Origin of the sequence: Chryseobacterium sp. (assembly GCF_029240215.1) — a bacterium.
GTDB lineage: Bacteria > Bacteroidota > Bacteroidia > Flavobacteriales > Weeksellaceae > Chryseobacterium.
The window spans coordinates 35,782-58,930 of record NZ_JARBTK010000011.1; the positions used below are offsets into that span (position 1 = coordinate 35,782).

Annotated in this window: 17 protein-coding genes; 5 read left to right on the forward strand and 12 right to left on the reverse strand. The window is 35.3% G+C overall.

The window, feature by feature from the left end; all coding sequences use genetic code 11:
* Positions 1 to 72 precede the first annotated feature (72 nt).
* Complete coding sequence (locus K0R77_RS16385; protein WP_300354825.1) at positions 73 to 342, forward strand: hypothetical protein; 270 nt, start codon at positions 73 to 75, stop codon at positions 340 to 342.
* Between the two features lie 370 nt (positions 343 to 712).
* On the opposite strand, the gene K0R77_RS16390 is transcribed toward K0R77_RS16385, so the two are convergent.
* Positions 713 to 5,218, reverse strand: a complete 4,506-nt coding sequence (locus tag K0R77_RS16390; protein ID WP_300354828.1) for a fibronectin type III domain-containing protein — start codon at positions 5,216 to 5,218, stop codon at positions 713 to 715.
* A gap of 586 nt (positions 5,219 to 5,804) precedes the next feature.
* Between K0R77_RS16390 and K0R77_RS16395 the strand changes: the two genes are divergently transcribed.
* Positions 5,805 to 6,137, forward strand: coding sequence for a hypothetical protein (locus tag K0R77_RS16395; RefSeq protein WP_300354831.1), 333 nt, complete (start codon positions 5,805 to 5,807; stop codon positions 6,135 to 6,137).
* Positions 6,138 to 6,177: 40 nt separating this feature from the next.
* Here K0R77_RS16395 and K0R77_RS16400 read toward each other — a convergent pair whose 3' ends face one another.
* Positions 6,178 to 7,470, reverse strand: a complete 1,293-nt coding sequence (locus tag K0R77_RS16400; protein WP_300354834.1) for a deoxyribodipyrimidine photo-lyase — start codon at positions 7,468 to 7,470, stop codon at positions 6,178 to 6,180.
* A gap of 150 nt (positions 7,471 to 7,620) precedes the next feature.
* On the opposite strand from K0R77_RS16400, the gene K0R77_RS16405 reads away from it, so the two are divergent.
* Both K0R77_RS16405 and K0R77_RS16410 read left to right on the forward strand, forming a co-directional pair.
* The gene (locus K0R77_RS16405; RefSeq protein ID WP_300354837.1) at positions 7,621 to 8,082 is read left to right on the forward strand and encodes a PA2169 family four-helix-bundle protein; all 462 of its coding nucleotides are present in this window, start codon (positions 7,621 to 7,623) and stop codon (positions 8,080 to 8,082) included.
* A 181-nt stretch (positions 8,083 to 8,263) separates the two neighbouring features.
* A complete protein-coding gene (locus tag K0R77_RS16410) occupies positions 8,264 to 9,319 on the forward strand; it encodes a 3-oxoacyl-ACP synthase III family protein (RefSeq protein WP_300354840.1) in 1,056 nt (351 codons plus the stop codon).
* A 57-nt stretch (positions 9,320 to 9,376) separates the two neighbouring features.
* Here K0R77_RS16410 and K0R77_RS16415 read toward each other — a convergent pair whose 3' ends face one another.
* Positions 9,377 to 9,934, reverse strand: a complete 558-nt coding sequence (locus tag K0R77_RS16415; protein ID WP_300354843.1) for a phosphatase PAP2 family protein — start codon at positions 9,932 to 9,934, stop codon at positions 9,377 to 9,379.
* Positions 9,935 to 10,205: 271 nt separating this feature from the next.
* On the opposite strand from K0R77_RS16415, the gene K0R77_RS16420 reads away from it, so the two are divergent.
* Positions 10,206 to 10,628: a hypothetical protein gene (locus K0R77_RS16420; protein WP_300354846.1), complete on the forward strand. Its 423-nt coding sequence runs from the start codon at positions 10,206 to 10,208 to the stop codon at positions 10,626 to 10,628.
* Here the strand turns inward: K0R77_RS16420 and K0R77_RS16425 are convergent.
* The 9 genes from K0R77_RS16425 to K0R77_RS16465 form a co-directional block, all read right to left on the reverse strand.
* Entirely contained in the window at positions 10,625 to 11,788 is a 1,164-nt protein-coding gene (locus K0R77_RS16425) for a MalY/PatB family protein (RefSeq protein ID WP_300354848.1), read from the reverse strand. The two genes, K0R77_RS16420 and K0R77_RS16425, sit on opposite strands and share 4 nt — an antisense overlap.
* A gap of 9 nt (positions 11,789 to 11,797) precedes the next feature.
* A complete protein-coding gene (locus K0R77_RS16430) occupies positions 11,798 to 13,363 on the reverse strand; it encodes an ABC transporter permease/substrate-binding protein (protein WP_300354851.1) in 1,566 nt (521 codons plus the stop codon).
* Positions 13,360 to 14,268 carry an ABC transporter ATP-binding protein gene (locus K0R77_RS16435; protein WP_300354854.1) on the reverse strand — a complete coding sequence of 303 codons (909 nt, stop codon included), beginning with the start codon at positions 14,266 to 14,268 and terminating at the stop codon, positions 13,360 to 13,362. The genes K0R77_RS16430 and K0R77_RS16435 overlap by 4 nt, the downstream gene beginning before the upstream one ends.
* Before the next feature lie 6 nt (positions 14,269 to 14,274).
* Positions 14,275 to 15,447: an ergothioneine biosynthesis protein EgtB gene (egtB, locus tag K0R77_RS16440; protein ID WP_300354856.1), complete on the reverse strand. Its 1,173-nt coding sequence runs from the start codon at positions 15,445 to 15,447 to the stop codon at positions 14,275 to 14,277.
* 14 nt (positions 15,448 to 15,461) lie between these two features.
* On the reverse strand, positions 15,462 to 16,451 hold the full coding sequence (gene egtD / locus K0R77_RS16445) for an L-histidine N(alpha)-methyltransferase (RefSeq protein ID WP_300354859.1): 990 nt from the start codon (positions 16,449 to 16,451) through the stop codon (positions 15,462 to 15,464).
* Positions 16,452 to 16,691: 240 nt separating this feature from the next.
* The gene (locus tag K0R77_RS16450) at positions 16,692 to 17,003 is read right to left on the reverse strand and encodes an HTH domain-containing protein (protein ID WP_300354862.1); all 312 of its coding nucleotides are present in this window, start codon (positions 17,001 to 17,003) and stop codon (positions 16,692 to 16,694) included.
* 52 nt (positions 17,004 to 17,055) lie between these two features.
* Complete coding sequence (locus K0R77_RS16455) at positions 17,056 to 17,517, reverse strand: transposase (RefSeq protein ID WP_300354865.1); 462 nt, start codon at positions 17,515 to 17,517, stop codon at positions 17,056 to 17,058.
* A 311-nt stretch (positions 17,518 to 17,828) separates the two neighbouring features.
* On the reverse strand, positions 17,829 to 18,461 hold the full coding sequence (locus K0R77_RS16460; protein ID WP_300354868.1) for a hypothetical protein: 633 nt from the start codon (positions 18,459 to 18,461) through the stop codon (positions 17,829 to 17,831).
* 73 nt (positions 18,462 to 18,534) lie between these two features.
* Positions 18,535 to 22,794, reverse strand: a complete 4,260-nt coding sequence (locus K0R77_RS16465; protein ID WP_300354870.1) for a DUF11 domain-containing protein — start codon at positions 22,792 to 22,794, stop codon at positions 18,535 to 18,537.
* Positions 22,795 to 23,149: the final 355 nt, after the last annotated feature.

Here is a 23,149-nt window from a genome sequence, read left to right on the forward strand (position 1 = left end):
TAATGATAATCATATTTATATCTTTGTAACAAATAAATTCAGTAATTAAAATAATATTAAATCTTAACTAACATGATACAAAAGTATTTTTTTATAGTAGTACTAATAGGGTGCATTAGCATTGTGTCTTGTAGGAGCGATGATGAATTTAACACTAAAAATGGCAATAGCATTTTAGAAGAAAAAATTCTTGAAAAAACTGAAAATAAAGATTCAGCAAAGAAATCATCTGACTCTTTAATAATAGACCAAGATTTATTTGTTAGATCCGACTCTTCAAAAGTTGAAATAATAGATAATCCACCTCCAGTAGAAACAACACATTGGAAGAATAGTAAATAATTTAACTCTATATCAAAAAAAGCAAAACTAATATAGTTTTGCTTTTTTTGATTGATTAAATATCTTTAGACTGCTATAAACACAAATAATACACAATTTCACACTTACTTCCACGAGTTACAAAGTATAAAAAATTAATTTAAACATTATTATATTCTCGGTTTTCCCCAAAACGTAAAAAATAATTATTAAATACCTTATTATTTTCATTTAAGCAAACTGGCTATATTACTACATTAACAGAATAAATAGCATTACAAGAATTTAATAAATTATTTTGAACACAAACATTAACTATTAATCAAAATTCATTTCATAAAAATAAGCTCTCAAAAATGAGAGCTTATTCGATGATTAATATTGCTTGTATTTATTCCTTAATAAATTTCTTTTGCACATTACCTTTCACATCTTCTATGTCGATAACATATAATCCGTTAATCAGGCTACTTACATCAATTTTATTATTCATAATCAAACCAGTTGATACAAGACGTCCTGAAGCTGTATAAATCTTGTAATTTGCCTTTGCACTAATGTTTTTCACATTCAATACTGTACTTACCGGGTTTGGATAAATCAATATATCATTTTGGTTAACAGAATTTGGAACAGGAACTTTAGAAATTTTCACGGTATAATCTTCAACCTCACCATTATCGAAACTTACACAATTTACCGGAATTCCGTCTTTTTGCATTGCAACTCTCATGACAACATATTTATAATCTGTCATACTCACAAATGCATCAGAAGGCACACTAAACGTTGTACTTGCAGTAGGATTCGTATTTGGACCGTCAACGAGAATTCTCTCATCTATATCAAAATATCCATTTCTATTAAAATCAATCCAAACTGCCACTCCGGCATTTTCTCCGTTAGTTAATGTTTTATCAATTGTGATCTGATTACCAGTTGATCCCTGAACCATTTCAATAAACTTTAATGGATCTCCAGTAAAGTCCGAGTAATTTGATGCAAGTGATTGATTAATCATTTCCGGTTTCCCATTAGGTTTAACCGTTACTTTAGAAATAAACTCTGTTGCAGAATTATTTGAGGAAACCTGGCAATAGACAACAGTAGGGGTTGTAAAGTAATAAAGAGGGGTAAAATTACCTGGTGTTCCATTACAAATATTCGCAACCTGCATTTCATATTTAGTTAATTCCAATAATCCGGTGATCGTATAGGTATTAGTACTCACAGGTACATTTATCCAGCTAGGAATGCCTACTTTTCTATATCTCAACATATAAGTTGCTCCAGGGAAAGGATCCCAAACTACCTCTGCACTTGTTGGGGTTAGTGTGGTAATCGTCAATCCGGGAGGAGGTATTTCACAAACTCTTATCGTGGTAAATACCTGTGGATTTGCCCACGGGTTTGGAGTAACTTCACCAACACACTGATTAGCAACCTGTACTTCATAAGACACAAACGAACTTAATCCTGTAATTGTATAAGAGTTTGCCGGTGGTTGCGGAATCACAGGAGTTACCCATCCCGCAGCACCAGATCCAACTACTCTATACCTTAAAATATATGTTGCATTAGGAACAATTGGGTTCCACGTAATAATGGCGGAATTTGAAGTGACATTTGTGATAGTTACATTCGGAGGTGTCGGATCGCATCTTGTTGTGAATGTTTGTATAGCTGTATAAGAACCGGCACCACCATTACCACATACTGCGGCCACTCTCACTTCGTAAGTAGTAGCTGGTGTTAAACCATTAATTGTAACAGGAGGATTACCTGCCAGAATAGAAGCATTAATAACAATCCAAGTTGGTGATGTTATTTCTTTATACTCTAAAATAAATGCATTATTATTCGTTGCGGGAGTCCAGTTGATTGTGGCCGAATTATGAGTGACTGGATTAATTGTTACATTTGTTGGAGTAACATTACTACAAGGTCTCAATTTCACAGCATAATCTTCAACCTCACCATTTGCAGGATTTACACACATTACAGGAGCACTTCCACGTTTCAACACAACTCTCATAGTGGTTGTAAATGGTCCTGTATAAATTCCTGTTGCCGGAACATCAAATATAGCCGTCACAGGAGTTGTTGTGCTTGATGCAGATGTCATAATTCTTTCAGAATCTGCAAAAATACCGTCTCTATTCCAGTCAATCCAAACATAAACAGCATCAGCATAAGTTGTTCCCACCCAAGATTTTGAAACAGAAATCTGATTACCCTGAGAACCGACCTCTAAATTGATCAACGTTGGAGGCGTATTATAACTGATATAATTTGTCTGTAAAGATGTATTATCCATTAAAGGAAAATTCACAGGCGTTACCTTTACATTAGAAATAAAATCATTAGTTCCCGTTCCTGTCATATTACAATACACAACCGGAGGTGTAGTAAAGTTCACAGAACCACTAAAAGCTCCCTGAACACCACCACAGATCGTGGCAACCTGTACCTGATAAGCGGTCTGCTCAATCAGATTGGTAATTGAATGAAAACTTTGTCCTGCAGGAAGCGTAAGTCCTGTTGGGCTTGGCATCCAAGCTCCCGTCGTTCCTTCTCTCCATCTTATAACATACGTCGCATTTGCTGTTGGCATCCAAGAAACATAGGCAGTTGTAGCAGTCATACTATTGACAGCAATGTTTGTTGGCGGAGCTGTTGTGCAAGGCTGTAAATCAATAAATTTAATTTGATAATCCTCAACTTCACCATTGCTTGTAAGCGCTGAGCAAGCATCCCCAGGAGTTAAGAAATATACAATAACCCTCATTTTAATTTTACTAGTTCCAACATAAGCATTGGCAGGAACATCAAAATTAGCTGTAACGGGAGTTGTATTAGAATATCCTAAATTCATAATTCTTTCTCCGCCCGATGTTGTTGAAGGGTTATTATTAAAAATTCCATCTCCATTAAAATCTATCCATGCATATGTAGAATAAGTACCTGAAGAAATTGCTCTTCCTACAGACAAAACATTATTGGTTGAATTTCTCAATAATGTAATTGTTTTAGTGGGATCTAAAGAATAATCCGTATAGGTTGACGGTCCTGAATTATTACTCGTTGGAGGTACGTTAGAACCAATCATTGAGATATTGCTAATATAACCATTGGTCACAGATCCTGTACCGGTATTACAGTATGTCAAAGCCGGTGTCGTAAAATTAACACTAGGTGAAAATGCTCCCTGCGTACCACAAATTGTTGCAATCTGTACTTCATATTGATTTTGCTCAGTAAGACCAGGAAGAGTAACACTATTTGTAAAAGGCGTATTGACATTGATGGTTTGCCAACCTCCGGAGGGAAGCAACCTGTATCTTACAACATAAGTTGCAGCTGCAGCAGGTGTCCATGAAACCGTAGCTGACGTTGTCGTAATATTACTTACCGTTATATTTGTTGGAGCAGTCGTTGTACACGGCGCCAAAACTGTCCCAACCATCTGAATAATCGGAATAACAGAATATCTGCTTGTAGCAGTTGGAGGATTTGCAGGATCAGGATTGGTTGTTGTATTATAATATAACATTCCTTTGTTTGTTCCTGCAGAATAACTTCCCCAGTTGGCTGTACATGAAGTTCCTGTAGAATTCTCATCTACCGCTAAAACAATATTGCTGGTTCCGTTCCAAAGAAATGGAGTGCTCAATGGAATATTTACCCAAGTACCTGCTGTCATTGCAGGAAGTGTTCCTGAGTACACTTGTGTTAAAGATGAAGGAGACACCCAACTTGTAGTTGTTGCAAAATCAGTTTGTGTCGTATTTCCCATGTAGACCACCCATTGATTGTAATTTGCCTGTGTAGCTGCAGTAGTAGAAACATAGAATTTGATCGAAGTTATATAATTATTAGTTCCTACAGCGCCTGCAACTTCTGAAGCAGTATAAATTTGCTGAGAATAATTAAATCCTGAACAAGAATAGACAGGCAAAAATGCATGTGTAGCTGTTCCTCCTCCAATCTGACCGGGCGTAAAAGGAGTTCCTTCTACCCATGCCGACTTGTCTGAAGCCGAACAAACAGATCTTACCCACCAATAATAAGTAGTTCCCGGAATCAATGGTGTTAAATTAGCAGTTGTTCCCGGAGTTGCTGTGCCTAAAGTTGCTGCAACAGGAGGAGTATTTGTAGTAGTGTAATAATACTCATATCCATTTGCAGGAGCCGGAGCTGGAGACATAGGAGGAGTCCAGTTGATCGTACCTGAATTAGGAGTAATATTCGTTACCGGCAGAGTTGTCGGCACGAAACAGGTCGGAGCCTGTATTACCTGAACCTCATCCAGTAAAACATCATCATAGAAATATCCGTTTCCCGCTACATCTTTATCAACCGTAAATTTAAGCTGAATTGTAGCCCCAACATATACTGCACTCAGAGGAACACCAACCGTTCTCCATTCAGGATCGTTTGTGTTACTTGCCCAAATCTGCACCCATCCTGCTCCACTATTTATTTCAAGCTTCAGCTGATTATGTTCATAATTAGGAACCGTACCTGTAAGTGATGTCAAATGATTTTTAAACCATTCAAACTTTACATAAGGGTTTGTTAATCCTGTAAGATTAATTTGAGGAGTTATTAATTCTACACTATGCTCATTTGCATAAGGGGAACTTGCATCTACCCAAGCAAATGTTCCTGCTGGTCTTCCTCCATTTCCTGTAGCACCATAACCAGCCGAACCTGTAAATTTCCATTTAACGTTGGCATTGGTTGATGTAGTAGTGGGATTTTGACTGACCCAGCAGTTGGGTAAGGCACCGGTACTGAAAGACTGTAAAAAAGGTACCGGAACAGGCGCGCATTGCGCCGAAATTTTAGCTACTAAGGCTAAGAAGAAGGTTATAATTAGTAAAACTTTATTCATATTCTAATATTATGAGTTATACATTTTTTTAAAAATTTATCGTAGTGATTTTATCTACATAAGAGAGATTTTTAAGTAATATCATCGTCTAAAGAGAGGCAAAACTGTAAAAAATTTGAGCAACTTTCCATAGGCTTAATTATATTGATAATTGACAAATTTAATTATTTTCAACAACTTAGCAACATTTTTTTATTTAAAATATAAAAAACAACGTTATTAATTAAAAATAATACAATAAATCACAGTTATGCAGAAATATAAATGAGATAAAACACTTATCATTATTTTCGCAAATAATTGTGTAAAAAAATAGTAACAGTAAACAAATATTTTCGCATCGATTCATTGCAAAATCTCGGTTATGCAAAATTTATTTCCTCTTTCTGCTGACTTAATTTTTTTAAATTATTTTTAAAGAAATCTATATTTCAATAATTTTAATATTCCCGGAAAGAAAGTGATTTTATTTTGATGTATACGAATTAACCCATTCACACAAAATTTGTTTTTAAGAGAATTATAGAGAACGATATATTTAATTTTTCATAAATTCGTTTTCAACAAAAAAATTCACTTTACAAGAATGAAAATCAAACCGCAGTTCACAGCAATCCTCACCTATTTACCTGCAAAAGACGGAGTAAAAACGACCCCTGTTTCCTCGGGATACAGACCTTCCATCAAATTTCCTTTTGACCTGGAATTGTATACAGGTATGCAGAATTTTATCGGAACTGATCTGGTTTTTCCAGGAGATACTGTTACTGCCGAAATTGCCTTGCTAAAAAGTGAATATGTAACCGGGAAAATCTACGAGGGATTGGATTTTGATTTTTTTGAAGGTGAAAATTTGATCGGTCATGGCGTTGTCACAAAAATCATAAATCCTGAACAAACTAATCCTTCTGAGGAATAAGATATTTCGTGAAGATTTAAAATATTTGGCTAAAAATAGTTTATTCCGTTTGCTCCAGGCCTTCCTTATATATTTTCAATGCTCTTTCTCTCGCCGACTTGTGCTCAACGACTGGTTTTTCGTTATAATCTTCTGGAAGCCATTTTTTGATATAGTGTAAGTCTTTATCAAATTTTTTAGTCTGAGCCTCCGGACTGAAAACCCTGAAATATGGAGCCGCATCACAACCACAACCTGCTGCCCATTGCCAGTTTCCGTTGTTTGACGATAATTCATAATCCAAAAGTTTTTCTGCAAAATATGCTTCTCCCCATCTCCAGTCAATCAACAGATGTTTAGTAAGAAAACTTGCGGTGATCATTCTGACTCTGTTGTGCATAAATCCGATTTCATTGAGCTGTCGCATTCCGGCATCGACAATGGGAAAGCCCGTTTTTCCTTCACACCACAGTTTAAATTCTTTCTCATCGTTTCGCCATTCAATATTTTCATATTTTTTTTTGAAACATTTATTAACAACAAAAGGAAAATGGAACAAGATCTGCATAAAAAATTCGCGCCAGATCAATTCACTAAGCCAGATTTTATTGTGTTTTACAGCAAATTCTACACATTTTCTAATGGAAATCGTTCCAAAGCGAAGCGCAATTCCTAGATGTGTTGTATGATCTAAAGCAGGAAAATCTCTGTACTGATCGTAAGAATCGATGATTTTATTTTCTAAAGTTGGTTTTTTAAATTCAAAATCTGTTTTTTCAAATCCAATTTCTTCCAGACTGAGAATTTTTTCAAATTTTGCAGAGAGAAAATTTTTAAAATCAGCCTCAAACTTTGTAATTTTTATGGTATTGAAATTTTCTTGCCATTTTTTTGAATAAGGTGTGAAAACGGTGTAAGGAGAATTGTCACTTTTTAAAACTTCTTTTTTTTCAAAAATCACCTGATCTTTGAAATCTGAAAATTTAATTCCTTTTTTATCTAAAAAATCTGCAACAGACTCATCCCGTTTTATAGCCTGCGGTTCGTAATCTCTGTTACAGAAAACCGTATCAATATCATAATCTTTGAGCAACTGTTTAAATATTTCCAATGGTTTTCCGTAGAAAGTTTTTAATAAACTTTTATGTTTTTTAAGCTCATTGTTGATTTCAGTCAATACCTGTTGAATATAATCTACCCTTTTATCAGATTTGTTACTTAACTGATCAAGGATTTCACGATCAAAAATAAATACCGGCAATACTTTTACTTCTGATTTCAAAGCGTGATATAATCCCACATTGTCTTCAAGCCTCAAATCTCTGCGGAACCAAAAAACATTAATCTTACTCATTCAAAAATTTATTACTGACAAGATACAAATCTTAAACCACGAATCTTATTCTTAATTTTTTTAAATAATTATTATTCGTTTAAAAGCATTTGATGTCTTAGTCGGGCATACTTCTTGTACCAAACGATCTTAACCAAAATATAATTTATTATGAATAATGAAAGAATTGCAGTTATCTTAAATGATCTTCTGCACATTACCAACGACAGAATTGCAGGCTTCGAAAGCGTTGAAGGTCAGGTTTGGGAGTCTTATTCTGATCTGAAACAAGAATATGACCGTATGATTTCAGAATCAAAAATCATGAAAAACGAATTGATCAATCTCATCCAGGAAAAAGGCGGAAAAGCAGATGATTCAGCTTCTGTTGCAGGAGCAATTCACCGTACATGGATTGATCTGAAAAATTCATTTGTTGGAGGCAGCAAAGAAAAATCTACACTTGAAAACGTCGTTTACGGTGAAAAAAATGCGATTAAAGCTTACGAAGATGTTCTTACCAGCGGAGAGCTATGTAGCGAAAGTGCAAAGCTGGTTGCTGACCAATTGCAACAACTTAGAGATTCTTATACAAAATTTAAAAATATTGAAGAATATAAAAAGAAATCTTGAATATTTTAACAAATTAATTAACATACTGAAAATCAGATAGTTTTAAAATTACTATGTTCAGAATTTAAAATTAATTTATAATAATCTTTCTAAATAGGTAATAAGACAGGGAATTGTCATAATTTTGAACATTACTCCGTAAAAAAAGACTTTCAGTGGGTATGTATTAATGAAATTTATGATGAATATAAGAATAATAGGTTCCGGCAGTTTCACCCCTGAAAATGTAATGAGAAATGCCGATTTTACAGATCATGTATTTTTGAATGAAGAAGGTTTGGCTATCAAATTTCCTGAATCTATCATAGGAAAATTTAAAGATATCACCGGAATTGAAGAAAGAAGATATGCTGATAATCAACACGTAACATCTGACCTTGCATTTTTTGCTGCAGAAAAAGCCATCGAAGATGCTGATATTGACCGCGAAACAATAGATTATATTATTGTTGCTCATAATTATGGGGATATTGAGAAAGGAAAAATTCAGTCAGACACGGTTCCCAGCATCGCAACCCGTGTAAAAAGTAAGTTACGAATCCAAAATCCACATTGTGTAGCTTATGATCTTTTGTTTGGTTGCCCCGGCTGGAACGAAGCAATGATTCATGCAAGCTCTTTTGTAAAAGCAGGGATTGCAAAACGTTGTCTTGTCATAGGTGCAGAAACATTATCAAGAGTTACCGATCCTTATGATCGTGATTCTATGATCTATGCAGATGGTGCAGGTGCAGTAATTGTAGAAGCAACAGAAGAAAACAACGGCATTCTTTCACACGAAAGTGCAACTTATTCTTATGATGAAGCCAATTATTTATTTTTCGGAACTTCATATAACCAGGATGACGCATCTGACATCCGTTATATCAAAATGAAGGGCAGAAAGATTTATGAATTTGCTTTGACAAAAGTTCCGTTAGCCATGAAATCATGTCTTGAAAAAGCCGGAATAAAAATCACAGACCTGAAAAAGATCCTGATTCATCAGGCAAATGAAAAGATGGACGAAGCCATCATCGAGCGATTTTACAGCTTATACGATATGACTGCTCCAACGGATATTATGCCGATGTCAATTCATAAATTCGGGAACAGCAGCGTTGCAACAATACCAACTTTGTATGATCTTATTATGAAAGGTGAAATGGATGAACATTCTTTCGCCAAAGGTGACATTATTCTTTTCGCATCCGTGGGAGCCGGAATGAATATCAATGCATTTACTTACCGGGTATAAATTTATTTTACATTTAAAAAATATATTCACTGTCAGAAATTTTTGACAGTGATTTTTTTATGTTTTATTTTTGCTTCTGATATAAATACTTCCTGTTATCATCAGGAAAAGAATTCCCACAATAAAACCTCCGATCACGTCTGTAAACCAATGTGCACCCAAATAAATACGGGAAGTTGCACCCAGAATAATCATTGTAAGACAAGCCAAAGCGATGAGTAGTTTTAATGATATTTTCAGAATTTTTGAATACAAAGCAATGATCACCAAAGAACCAAAAAACACCGTATAAAAAAGTACATGACCACTCGGGAAGCTTTGATAATGAGTTTCTTCTACAATCCTCACAAAATCAATTGTCGGTCTGGGACGGTCAATGAGCATTTTTAAAACATAACTTACTCCACCAGATAAAATACAAGACAGCATAAAAACTCCTTCTCTGATATATTTAAAAATAAAAAAAACCAACGCAAATAAAAAAACCATAATTGCTGCTACATAAACCGTTCCCAGCCAGCTGAGAGCTTTCATCGCCATATCTAAAATCATATTTTGATCTTCCTGAATTTCCCTGCTGACCGAAAGATCCCAAGAATGCGGAGAAAAATTCATCACAAACAGGCTCAAAAGTAGAAATACGATAATGAAGAATATAGAAAAGCACAGAAACAAAGTTTTCTTTCTGTTTCTGAAATATGTTGAAAAAAATTTACACCTATTTTCATTTCCAATCCTCATACCTCTCTGATTTTTAAATTGATCATCGTTTGAGTTGCAAAATTGATGCAAATCTCTGAACAATGATAAAATATTGTATTATTTGGCTTTTAGATATAAATTAGCATTAATTTTAGAAAATAAGAGTAATTGAGTTAGGAATTTCATGAGAAAACAAATTGCAAAAACAATCGGTACTGGCATTCTGGCAAGTTTTCTAGCGGGAACTTTTTTCATGATTGCAATCTTGATCATTATTGATATGCAAACTCCGGATCATTATGATGACGGAAGGCCAAGAATGAATTGTTTCGGAGGATTACAATACGGTATTGCTATAGGAATTCAAATGCTTTTAATTATTGCTGCCCTACCCGCTTTCTTTAATCTTTTTCAAAAAATACGGGAAAACAAAGTCTTATCATTTTCAGCATTTTTTGGCGGCTATATTTTATATCTTATATCAATTTTTATAAACTTTTCCGAATTTTCCGGTGAAGAATATATAATTATAGTTCCATGGGTTAATTTGCTGACATGGTTATATTTTTATTTTAAAATGAGAAAGTTTTTAAAGAAAAAAAATTAACTTTTCAGATAAAAATTTTCCAGTCTTTTCAATCCTTCAATTAGAATTTCTCTCGGGCAGGCAATATTGATCCGCAAAAATCCCTCTCCTGCTTTGCCGTACATCGTTCCCGAATTGAGCCAGAGTTTTTCGTTGTCAAGTAAAATTTTTGTAAGCTCGTCTGATGTTTTATTGAAAAAACTACAATCTAGCCAAACGAGATAAGTTGCCTGTAATGGAATGACTTTGATTTCAGGTAAATTTTCTTTTAAAAAATTAAATAGGAATTGATAATTATTCCAAAGATATATTTTTAGCTCGTCCAGCCAATTTTCTCCTTTTGTATAAGCAGAAATCAAAGCATCTACAGCAATTGGATTCGGATAAATGGTTTCCTGAATTTCTAAAGTTTTATTGATTTGCTTTAAAATTTTTTCGTCCTGTGAAATGATATAAGAAATCGGTAAACCCGACAGATTAAAAGTCTTGCAAGGCGAGCCACAAGTGACGGATAATACATTATAATCCGAAGCAATGGAAGCAAAAGGAATATGTTTATGGTCTCTAAAAACAAGATCAGCGTGAATCTCGTCTGAAACAACTATTACATCATACTTTGAACATATCTCAGCAATTTTCTCAAGCTCAGATTTTGCCCATACTCTTCCAACAGGATTATGGGGATTGCTGATTAACAGCATTTTCGTTTTAGGATCAGAAGCTTTAATTTCCAAATCATTAAAATCAATCTGGTAATTTCCATCTTCATAGATAAGATTATTTTCAATAAGATTGCATCTGCAACTTTCAACAATGGTAAAAAAATGATTGTAAACCGGAGTTTGCAAAATAATATTTTCTCCTGCTTTCACAAAAGTTCTTACAATCGCTGAAAGTGAAAGAATCATTCCCGGAACTGGCAGTAGCCAGTCTTTTTCTATTGTAAACTGATGATTATCTTTCCACCAATCAATAATTGCCTGATGAAAATCCTGTGGAATAATGCTGTAGCCGAAAACACCATGTGAGACTTTATCTGAAATCGTTTCTATAATTTCAGGAGCAGTTTTAAAATCCATATCGGCAACCCACATCGGGAGAACTTCGGGATCTTTCGCCACATCCCATTTTACAGAATGGGTGTTTTTGCGAGGTACCATTTCGTCAAAATTATATTTCATGTTTTGTTTTTAATTAGAATTCAGATAATGTTTCAGATCCGAAATTGTTTCTATTTTAAGCTGTTTTGATTGCTTTTTACGCATCATTAAAGCATAAGAATTATTGAATCCCAACGGTTGTAACCATTGAATCCCGTATTGTTTTTGAAATTCGGAATTGACATAATCATAGGTACTTTCAGCACTTTTGGAGACTTCTAAAATTGTCTTTTCGTCAGGTTTTAATAAAACCAAAAGCCCTGTTCCTGTATATTCAGGGTAAAAGTCGATAGCATCATTCATTAATGCATCGAAACAGATCTTCGTTCCTCCCAAACCTGTTTTTGTTTCGACTCTATAATGGGTGTAGCCTTCGATCAGCATTTTATAAATTTCAGTCAGAATATATTGTTCGCCGAAGATCTTTGAACCAATTCTTATTGTTGCTCCGTTGCTGTTCTGTGGATTTTTATACAATTTATTTTTAATCAAAAAGTCTTTTGCAATTTTTTCCGGTGTTAGGTTTTGATAATCCGACTTATAATTAAGATCTGTCATTATTGAATCATTGAATTTTCCAGCCAACAGATCAAGTGTTTTTTCGAGTTCAGGAAATTTCTGTAAAGTTTTTGTTTTAATAATCGGCGCAGCAAAATACGGTGGAAATATCTTCTTGTCATCTTCCAAAACATACAGGTTAAAAGCTTTGATTCTTCCATCAGTAGAATATCCGCTTATCAAATCGAGCTCGCCTTCATAAGCCGCTTTGTACATAATTGCATCACTGACTACTTTCGGATTAACATTTAAACCATAAACGGAACGCAAACCCAGATCGCCATCTTGTCTTCCCATAAATTCCGGTGTGAAACCAGCTTTAAGTTTATTTTCAGAGGAAGAAGTCAACCAATAACCTGAACCAATAATCACAAATATCACAGGAATAATATACCTTAATTTACGAAGATTCTGATATTTGATTTTTTGAAAAACAGCAATCAGTTTATCCAACAAAATAGCCAATAACGCAGCGGGAATTGCTCCTGCTAAAATCATATTGGTATTATTTAATGAGATTCCTCCAAAAATAAATTCACCTAAACCACCTGCTGCAACAAATGAAGCCAATGTAGCAACTCCAACATTAATTACTGCTGCAGTCCGTATCCCTGCAATGATGACAGGCATCGCCAATGGAAGTTCTACTTTGAAAAGCAATTGTTTCCGGTTCATTCCCATTGCTTTTGCCGCTTCGATCACAGCCGGATTCACTCCTGTAATTCCTGTGTATGTATTTCGGATGATCGGTAAAAGAGCGTAGATCAGTAAGGCGACAATTGCCGGAGTTGCACCAATTCCAAACGCAGGAATCATAAAACCTAACAAGGCAATGCTCGGAATTGTCTGTAAAATTCCTGCTGCGCCCAAAACAGAACCCGACAATTTTCTTTTTCTTGCGATAAGAATTCCCAATGGTAAACCTACGATGATCGCTAACAATAATGACAAAAAAGTAAGCCCCAAATGTTGAGTGATTTGGACTAATAATTTTTCATGCTGTTCAGAAACAAACTGCCAAAGACTTTGCTGTGTCATGTGATCTGTAATTTTCTGTAATCATTGAAAGCTTTTACGATCTTTTCGTAGTCATCCGTTCGTTGTTGATCTGAGCTTAATTTCTGTAAAATATTCCAAATAGCAGAACCTTCCGGAAAATCAATTTCAAAATCAGAAAGGAAGGGAAATAGATCTTTTAAAACAGTAATTTTATATTCCAATAAAAGTCGGTTTGCGGCGAAAAATTCTTTAACGAAGCCATTCTTGTGATGATAAAGCATTTCTTTTGGAGTTCCGGTCTGGATAATTTTGCCTTTATCCATCAAACAAATCCGATGTCCCAGTTCAAAAGCTTCCTGAACATCATGTGTGACCAAAATAATCGTTTTATTTTTTAGTTCTTCCAAAGATTTGAATTCTGAATGAATATCGGCTTTGGTAATATTATCCAATGCTCCAAATGGTTCATCCATCAATAAAATAGGAGAATTTGCGATCAAAGCTCTCGCAATCCCCACTCTTTGTTGCTGACCACCGCTCAATTCATTGGGAAAACGGAAAAGAATATCTGTTGAAAGATTAAGTTTGCTTAAAAGTTCTTCTGTTCGTCTTTCGGTTTTATTTTTGTTCCATTTCAGCAGTTTCGGAACGGTTGCGATGTTTTCTTTAATTGTGTAATGGGGAAACAATCCCGAATTCTGCATCACAAAACCAATTCCCATCCTTAGGGTTTCAACTTTCTGATCACGAATATTTTTTCCATCAATGAAAATATTCCCTGAATCAGCTTCTATCAGTCTGTTGATCATTTTCAGGGTTGTCGTTTTTCCGCAACCGCTTGTTCCCAAAAGCACCAAAATTTCCTTATCATTTGCATGAAAGGAAATATCATCGACCGCAGGTCTTCCGCCAAAATGTTTAGAAACCGATTCAACTGTGATCATAGGGAATTATTTAGCCAGCCGAATTCCTGTGAACTGCCATTGCAGATTGGTCGGGAAAAAATTCCGATAAGTATTTCTGCTGTGACCAATAGGTGTTGCTACTGAAGCTCCACGAAGAACAGTCTGATTAACCATAAATTTTCCATTGTATTCACCAACCGCACCTGCTTCCTTTTTGAATCCAGGATACGGCAAGTAGGCAGAATTGGTCCATTCCCAACGCTTTCCCCAATCGAAATGGTCTGATGCAACTTCCCATTCCGCTTCGGTTGGCAAACGCATTTCTTTCCAGGAAGCAAAAGCTGAAGCTTCAAAGAAATTGACATGACAAAGTGGTTCGTCAAGATTAATTTTCTGCAAGCCATTTAATGTATAATGCATCCATTTCCCATCAATAAAATGCCAGTATAAAGGAGATTTTGCGTTATTCAGCTTCACCCAGTCCCAACCTTCAGCGTGCCAATGTCTGAAATCTGAGTACCCCTCATCGTTCATAAATTCCAGATATTCTCCGTTGGTTACTAGTTGATTTGAAATTTCAAAATCATTCAGATACACTTTATGTCTTCCCAGTTCGTTATCAAAACAAAAACCTTCACCCTCAAAACCAATTTCATACACACCTTCAGAAAATTTAATCATTTTTGAAGGAGAAACAGGTTCACTTTGCTCTTTATTTTCTTTTTTATAAACGGGAAAAAGCGGATTGTGTCCTAAAATATATTTAATATCCGTCATTAATAATTCCTGATGCTGCTGTTCGTGATTCAAACCTAATTCCAACAACGGTTCAATGCTTTCATTCATCATATCACTTTGAAGAAAATCATGCATTTTTTCGTCAACGTATTTTCGGTATTTATAAATATCAGAAACAGAAGGGCGGCTCAGATTTCCTCTGTCTGTACGGATTACCCTCGCTCCTACCGCTTCATAATAACTATTGAATACAAAATTATACTGTGCATCAAAAACTTCGTAATCCGGAACATTAGGACTCAGAATAAAAGTTTCAAAAAACCAAGTAGTATGTCCTAAATGCCATTTTGGCGGACTTACATCAACAATTGGCTGTACAACATAGTCTTCGATTTCCAGAGGTTCACAAATATCTACCGAATGCTGACGGATTTCTGTATATCTCTTTACTAAATTTTGGGCAAGTATTTCTGCTGTCATTTTTTCGCTTTTAGTTAAATCACTTTCCATACTGAATCTACAAACCAGTTTTTAGAATCTTTTATTTCTCCCAAAACTTTAAAACCAGACTTTTCCGCTAATTTACTGATCTCTGATTCAGAAAATTTTTGGGAAACTTCCATATCGATCAATTCATTTTCTTTGAATGAAATAACTTTATTTTCTATCGTTATATTTTGATCTTTCAGACTGACAAGATAGCTTCTGCAGGCTCCGCTTACAGGGTCATAAGTCTGATAATGCTGGAAATTTTCAACTGCAAAATCGGCATTCAGTTCATGATTGATCCGCGTCAGCAGATTAAGGTTAAATGCTGCTGTAATGCCTGTCTGATCGTTATAGGCATTCAAAATAATATGTGGATTTTTCTTTAAATCGAAACCAATTAAAGCTACATCTCCTGAATTAAGATTTTTATTCAGCTTAATACAAAAACTTTCCGCTTCATCCTTATTCATATTCCCGACATTGCTGCCCAAGAACAGAACTACTTTTCTTCTTGAAGACATTGAAGCAGCTTTATCAAGCATTTCAAAGTAATCTCCTTCCAGAGAAACAATTTCAAGATCAGGAATTTCACTGCTTAATTTTTCATTTAAAACCGACAAAATATTTCCTGAAATATCGATCGGCATATAAGTGAAATCTTTTCCTTTTTCAACTAAATATTTTAGCAGATAAGTTGATTTCATCGCATCTCCTGCACCCAGCTCAATTAAATCGAAAGGTTCATTTTCTGAAGCGATGAGACGGGTAAGATTTTCTGTTTTATTTTTAAATATATCAAGCTCACATTTCGTAAGATAATATTCCGGCATTGCCATTATTTCCTGGAAAAGGCGGTCGCCGATCTTATCGTAAAAGTATTTGGATGATAATTTTTTTGGATTGCTTTTCAGACCGTTGATTATATCTGAACGAAATTTATCAACGTTAACTTGATCATTTTCTATCTGAGAATCTGTATCTAACTGTACATTCATAACGTATATTTTGATGTTGGTTGTTGGGTGAGTACAACTATCTTGCCGCAGCCTTCATTATTTCTCTGCAATTGATGTGCCTCTACAATCTCTTCTAATCTAAATATACATATATTTTTGGTTTGACGATTCCGTTTTCGACTTCGTAAACCAATTTTTGAAATACTAGGTTTTATTGCCTTTTAATCCGGATCTGTTTATGTTAAAACAGAATCTCGTGATAAAAATCTGATAACTACATCAAAATAGTTTCTTCCATTTAGCTATTGTATTCCTGCTTATTTTAAAATGTTTTGCTAATTGAGTATTATTGATCATATGTTTCTTTTGATAATTTAAGATCTCTAAAATATCAGATTGTTTATATGAACGATGTTTTTGATTAAACTGTTGGCTCTTTGAACCAAAGATCTTACGATTAAGTTCTATTATATCGAGTACTGACAGGTCTGATTTTTCTAATAAATCTGTACAATCAAGTTTTCTAGAGGGATATTTTTTACTGATAATGTCAGAATAAATACGTTTATAATCCGGTGTCACTTTTTTCATAATTTTTTATTATTTTATCTCATTTTGCTGACATCATTATATATATCAATATTTATGTAGTACTGTCTAAATTGTATTTTTTTAACCATTTGTATAAAGTGGTTTTGGGAATTCTATACTCTTTAATCACCTGCGTTTTTGTCATTTCTCCCTGGTCTATCTGCTCTAAAATAAAATCAATTACTTCCCTAGTATATATATTTTTCTTAAATTGAGGCAACACAGACTTTTTTTCATTTAAAGTACGATTGTAAATTGCTTTTCCCTGCGGTGCATATAAGATAAGATGTTGATTGTAAACTCTAAAAAAATCGTATTCTAATAACTTACTCCATCGTAAAAGAATTTCGGTATCTAAACTTGTTGCTTCATACATTTGTTGAATTTCAATTTCAGAGCATTTTAAAAATCTGCAAATTCTGCCAAGTTCCACTTCAAGTTCTGTAACTCTTTTCAGAATCAAGGATCCTATGTGAATGTTTTTAAAATCAATTTTCAATATATTTTGCTGCATTATTAAGTGATTTTTTCAATTCTAAAATCTTTTTTATTATAAGGTCTACTACTTGTACAATAAATTTTTTGCTTTTTTTCGTTGGATGATAATCTTAATTGGGGTGACAAATAATATCTTGCTGATGCCAAAGCTTTCCAGAATAGCCCAAAAAGATTATAAATATTCCAGGATAAAGGATTTATACTTTTATTGTTATTATTATTTGTGTAAAAAATAAACCACTATTCAAAAATTCATTTCATTATTTGAATTTCAGAATAGAGGCTTATTTTGAAGGATCAATTATTTTACATTTTTATACGCAATTTTTAAGGCTTCCAAAAGCTCCATACAGTCCCGTTATAAACTGCAAGTTGTTTTTTGACGGTATCATATACCATCATTCCCGGTGCAGGGTCCTGAATATTGAGATGTGGACTCGCCACCTTGGGCAAAACCATTGCTTTATTGGTATCTGTAAGCACCAGAATTCCATTGGTAGTATTTGTAGCTCCACTTATCCCTATTGCCGTTTTAGCATTTTCCTGCTCTTTTTTGCTATCCTGCAATGATGAATCTATATTGGCAAACTGCGTAATTGTAACATCCTGATTAGATGAATTTTTTATTACTAAAGGAAAAGTAGGACTTCCTGTAAGATCAAACCAAACACCGGCTTTTCTGTATTTCATTTTTTTATCAGAAAGATCAAAAATAATCGTGCCATCAGCAATGGTTCCCTGTATACCTCTGTAGCCTGCTCCGGTAGTACCATTGTATGCTACAGGATTGTCTGCTACTGTAGATACCCAGGGCACTACTATTCCTTTTGCATTGTCTGGAGCGTCGTAAAACTCCAATGATACAGCCGAACCTGCTGTGGTAGAACTTTTGCCTATTGCCACCTGCGAAAACGCAGTAGTAGCAAATAATATTGATAGTATTGTTATAAACTTTTTCATAGCTTTTATTTTTGTAATTGAGAAGATTAGGAGGTGGACTTATATTTTCACCTCCTTTATCTTCTATTTAATGTTAATCAGGACACGCCTGTGTAGTGAGACAATGCCAAGCTGCTGTAGTATCACCGTCTTTGATGGTATATATTTTCAGGCAATCTGCTTCTTCGTCATATACCATCATCCCTTCTATTGGATTGGTAATTGAAGATAGATTTGCTGTTAATGCCACTCTGTTGATTACAAATCCTTTTTCTTTGGATTCCAGAACTGTCCAAGCGCCGTTTCTTACCATTGGCCAGTTATCACTATCAGACGACCCAGCTCTGCTTAGTGCGGTAATCCCATGCTTAGTTTCCAACACTGTACCGCCGGTTGCTCCAGGTTTGTAACAAACACCACTGGCACAACTTAATGAACCACCATCTGATGTTTTTGTGTTGATAAATAATCCGTAAACTTCTACTGTGGTAGAACCAAAAACCCCCGAAATTTCCATTACCACTTCATCAAAAGGTTTGGTGGTAGTAAACCCTACATTCTGAGTACCTATTCCCCAAATAGGAATATAAAATAAAGAGAATGAGCTCAACTGTGAAGATGTTTTGCTTTCCTGTAATACCCCGTCCAAATAAGTTTTTATGGTGGTGTTATTAAAGAAGCTTAACTGACCAAGAGAAGCTGCATATTTAACAGTGTAGCCTGCAAAAGTTCCTTTAGGATAGGTATTTGAAGGATCTACAACACCAATGGAATTTGTACAAACAGTTCCCGAAAGATTAAATACCGCAAAGTTAGATGGGTCGTTATCTATCACATAACCCGGATTTTCTACGGAGCTGTTGGTACAACTCAGTCCACTGGTTCCTGTATATGCAATATCCAACACAACCGGAAACGTAGGGTTTACCAGATAATATTCATTATTACAATCTATAACGCCTTGACAGGTTTTTGTAATAACCAGATTATATACCTCTGTAGTGCCTAGGTCAAACCCCACAATATTGTTTACACTGATCCTAACTTCGTCAAAATCAAACTTGGTAACAATGCCTAAGGTTTGCTTAGTACCTCCATTGAAAATAGTACTTCCAACTCCGAAAATAACCGAAGTGCCGGATACATTCTCTTGCTCCACACCATCCAAATAGGTGGAAATGGTGACACCTCCCAGAAAATTACTGTTTACAATAGATGCATTTCTAATTGTAAAACCTGCAAAATATCCTGCCGGGAATGTAGAAAGTGATTTCTTCACCGATATACTTCCCGAGTTACCAACGCCTGTAAGCAAAGTAATGTTCGCAAAATTATTAGCATCGGCATCTATTACGTTCTCTGAGTTTTGCACATAGTTACCAGCAGCTAATGCTCCTGTAAGTCCCGTTCTTGGCAAACTGATATTCACAGGATAGTTAGGCGTAGTATAATTGGTAGGTGTGTTACATACCAAAGGAACCGTTCCTTCACAAGGTTTTTTAAGCACCAAATTAAACACACGTGTTTCACCCAAACTTAATCCAAAAGGATTATCTACAGTTATCTGAACCTCATCAAATGTTTTTGTGGTTTCAAAACCAATTACTTGTGGGTTAGTAATATCAAACGCACTCACAGATGCGAAGATAGAAGATCCACTTTGTGATTCCTGCAATACACCGCCATTATATGTTCTGATTGTAATACCACTTAATAATGAGGCATCAAATATGCTAATATTTTGAATCTTGAATCCGGCAAAAGTACCTGCAGGATATACAGTAGAGATATCTTTCACAGATAAATACGCACTTGCAACAATACCCGAAGCAGAAAGACTTGAATAATCGGTAGTACTTGGAGATACTACTGCTCCAAAATTAGGAGCCCAAGAAGCACCAACATTCAATCCTCCTGCTCCTGTTCTTTCAGGATTCACAGTGACAGAATAACTGCTTTGACTAACATTTGCTTCTGTATTACACACCAAATCAGGAGATGAACAAGACCTCATCAGAATAGGATAATAGATACTGGCAGTCAAACTTCCTGCAAATATTATCTCAACAGAATCAAAGTCTTCGGTAGCGACAAATCCTACATCTACACGTGCACCGCTAGGAAATGAACTGCCCGCTGTGAATGTTTTGGATTCTGCCAGTACAGATAAACCAAGACTATTCTTTTTATATGTATTTATAGTAAAAGTATTATCAAACGGAAGTGTAATTAACGAAAGATTATACCCTACAAAAGTGCCGGCACCGTAGATATTGGTATCATCAGAAACACGGAAAGATTTTGGAAGACCAGCTGTAGCTGTAGCAGCATTGGTATCGTCAGTATCAATCAAATTCTCTCTAAAAAAAGTATTTCCTGTAGCACTTGATGTTACTGTAAGATCAGAAAAAGCATTATTCTTCCATGCAGTCATCGTATTACACTCTAAAACCGTAGGGCAGGTTCTGGTAAGGATAGGGTAATACACATTGATCCCTCCGGCAGTTAAATAAATCTCAACAGCATCAAAGGCAACAGTAGATTTTAAAACAAAATCAGAACCGGTAGTAACTAATGTGCTAAAAATACCTGTCTGCACAAGGCTGCCATTGTTATAAAGTCTGATTTCAAAAGGCAAGGGCGATGTAGCAGTACCTATATGAAAACCTGCATAAGTACCTACTGTAAAAGTATGATCGGGATCTGTTACCCTTAATGATTTAGGACCTATACCGCATAATGTACAATTATTTGCAAAATTACTAAGATCTGAATCGATAACATTTACATTACCTGACCAACCAGTCCCGAAAGTATTAGTGGTCGTTACAGACAAATTAGGATAGGTTGCAGAAGTAATGAGATTTGTAGGTGTATTACAAACCAGCGGTGTAGTAACCACAGTTACAATAACGGTAGCAGTGTCGCAATGCGAAGGATCCGACTTGTCACACATCTGATATACCAATGTATAGGTTCCTGCAGGTACACTATTCCCAACGGAAATAATACCGGAAGAATTGATCGTTACCCCTGCATTGGTTGTAGACACCTGGCTTACCGTAACATTAGACGTTGTCGCAGCACCACTATTATAAGTATCATTACTCAATACAGATTCTACATTAGAAGACCCCGTAACAAGATTGTAAGAATCATTTACCGCATCTATCGTATTTTGTATTGGAGCAGGCGTAGCTGATGCACTATTATTAGAGGTATCAGGATCTGACAATGATCCTATAATAGTAGCCGTATTGGTATAGCTACCCGCAGATAAAACTTTTGCGACTATGCTAAGTGTGGCAGAAGCACCGTTATTAAGTGTTCCTATAGCCCAAACACCTGTTGTAGCATTGTAAGTTCCTGTACTTGGTGTATAATTTACTGTTGTATATCCAGATGGAATAACATCAGAAACAGAAACATTGGTATTATTATTAGGACCATTGTTAGTAGCAGTAATAGTGAACGTTACATTGCTACCATATTTGGGGTTATTAGGGTTTACGGTTTTGGTAACAGAAAGATCTGATGTAGGAGCAACAAATGTAACACCTGTTGCAAGATCCAGATTGTTGCCTGCATCCACCGTTCCCTGCATAAGAACATAGTTTGCTTTTACTGTTCCTGCACCGGAGCCCGGATCTATTTCATAAATCCTGACATTAGAATAATTTTGACCGGACACTGTTGTCTGAAAAGCCTGAGCAGCATAAATTTTATTATTAAAATAAGCCAATCCCTGAAAATTTGTAGGAAGTGCGCCATTTAGCTGAAGGTACAAAGCTGCTGTACGGGTAGTAATATCAATTTTATAAATGTAAGATGTAGTTGTAGAATTTATCGTTCTTATTGTTACGACATACATATTCCCCTGAGGATCAAAGAACGAATCGTTCCCCGGTGTGCTCCCATTCCAAACGGCATCACCAGTGATAGCTCCCAGATCTAAGGGAGTGGGGTTGGCTCTTAGGAGTCTTCTTCCTGAAGATATGCCATAAGTATATCCTCCGGAAGGGTTAGCCGTAAGACCTCCCACATCTCCCGGCAGATCACCTGCGGTATCTACACCGTTCACGAAAACGGCAGAACCCGAAAAAGTATCTGAGTGTGTAAACACATATCCTCCACCAGAAGGATTCGGCCCTACAGCAAGGTTACCGAGGGATGCTCTTGGTGAATATGTTGCAACCGGTGTTGCAGATATAAGATCTCCTCCTGTGAGAGAACTTATATCATAAATCTTTCCTGTTGCTCCTGATGACAAATACAGTATATTGTTGGATTGCGCATGAGCAATCCCATAAACCGATGCCAGAAGCAAGAATACTAATTTGTAAATAGCTTTCATTAGAATAAGTTTTTAGTTTTTGTTTTTTTCCAAGTGAATTTTTTTTTTTGAAGGAACTCCCCTTTTTTGCAATAATTTGCAAATCTGTCTTTTCTATACAGACCTTTAGTTTTTTGTTTTTTTATCCCATTGTGTAGTGTAATTATATTGATACTTATTAATAAAGAATATTCGATAAAAATCTTCAACCAGAGTAAATAGAAAAAAAATTATGATGAACCACTAATAAATAAATTACACGGTTGAAGAAGATTATCAATCGAAATGCATTAAAAAATTCCAGCCAGAGTAAACCTATAAAAACACGAATTATGGTAAACTAATAACCTGATCTACTAGGCTGGAGAAATAACCA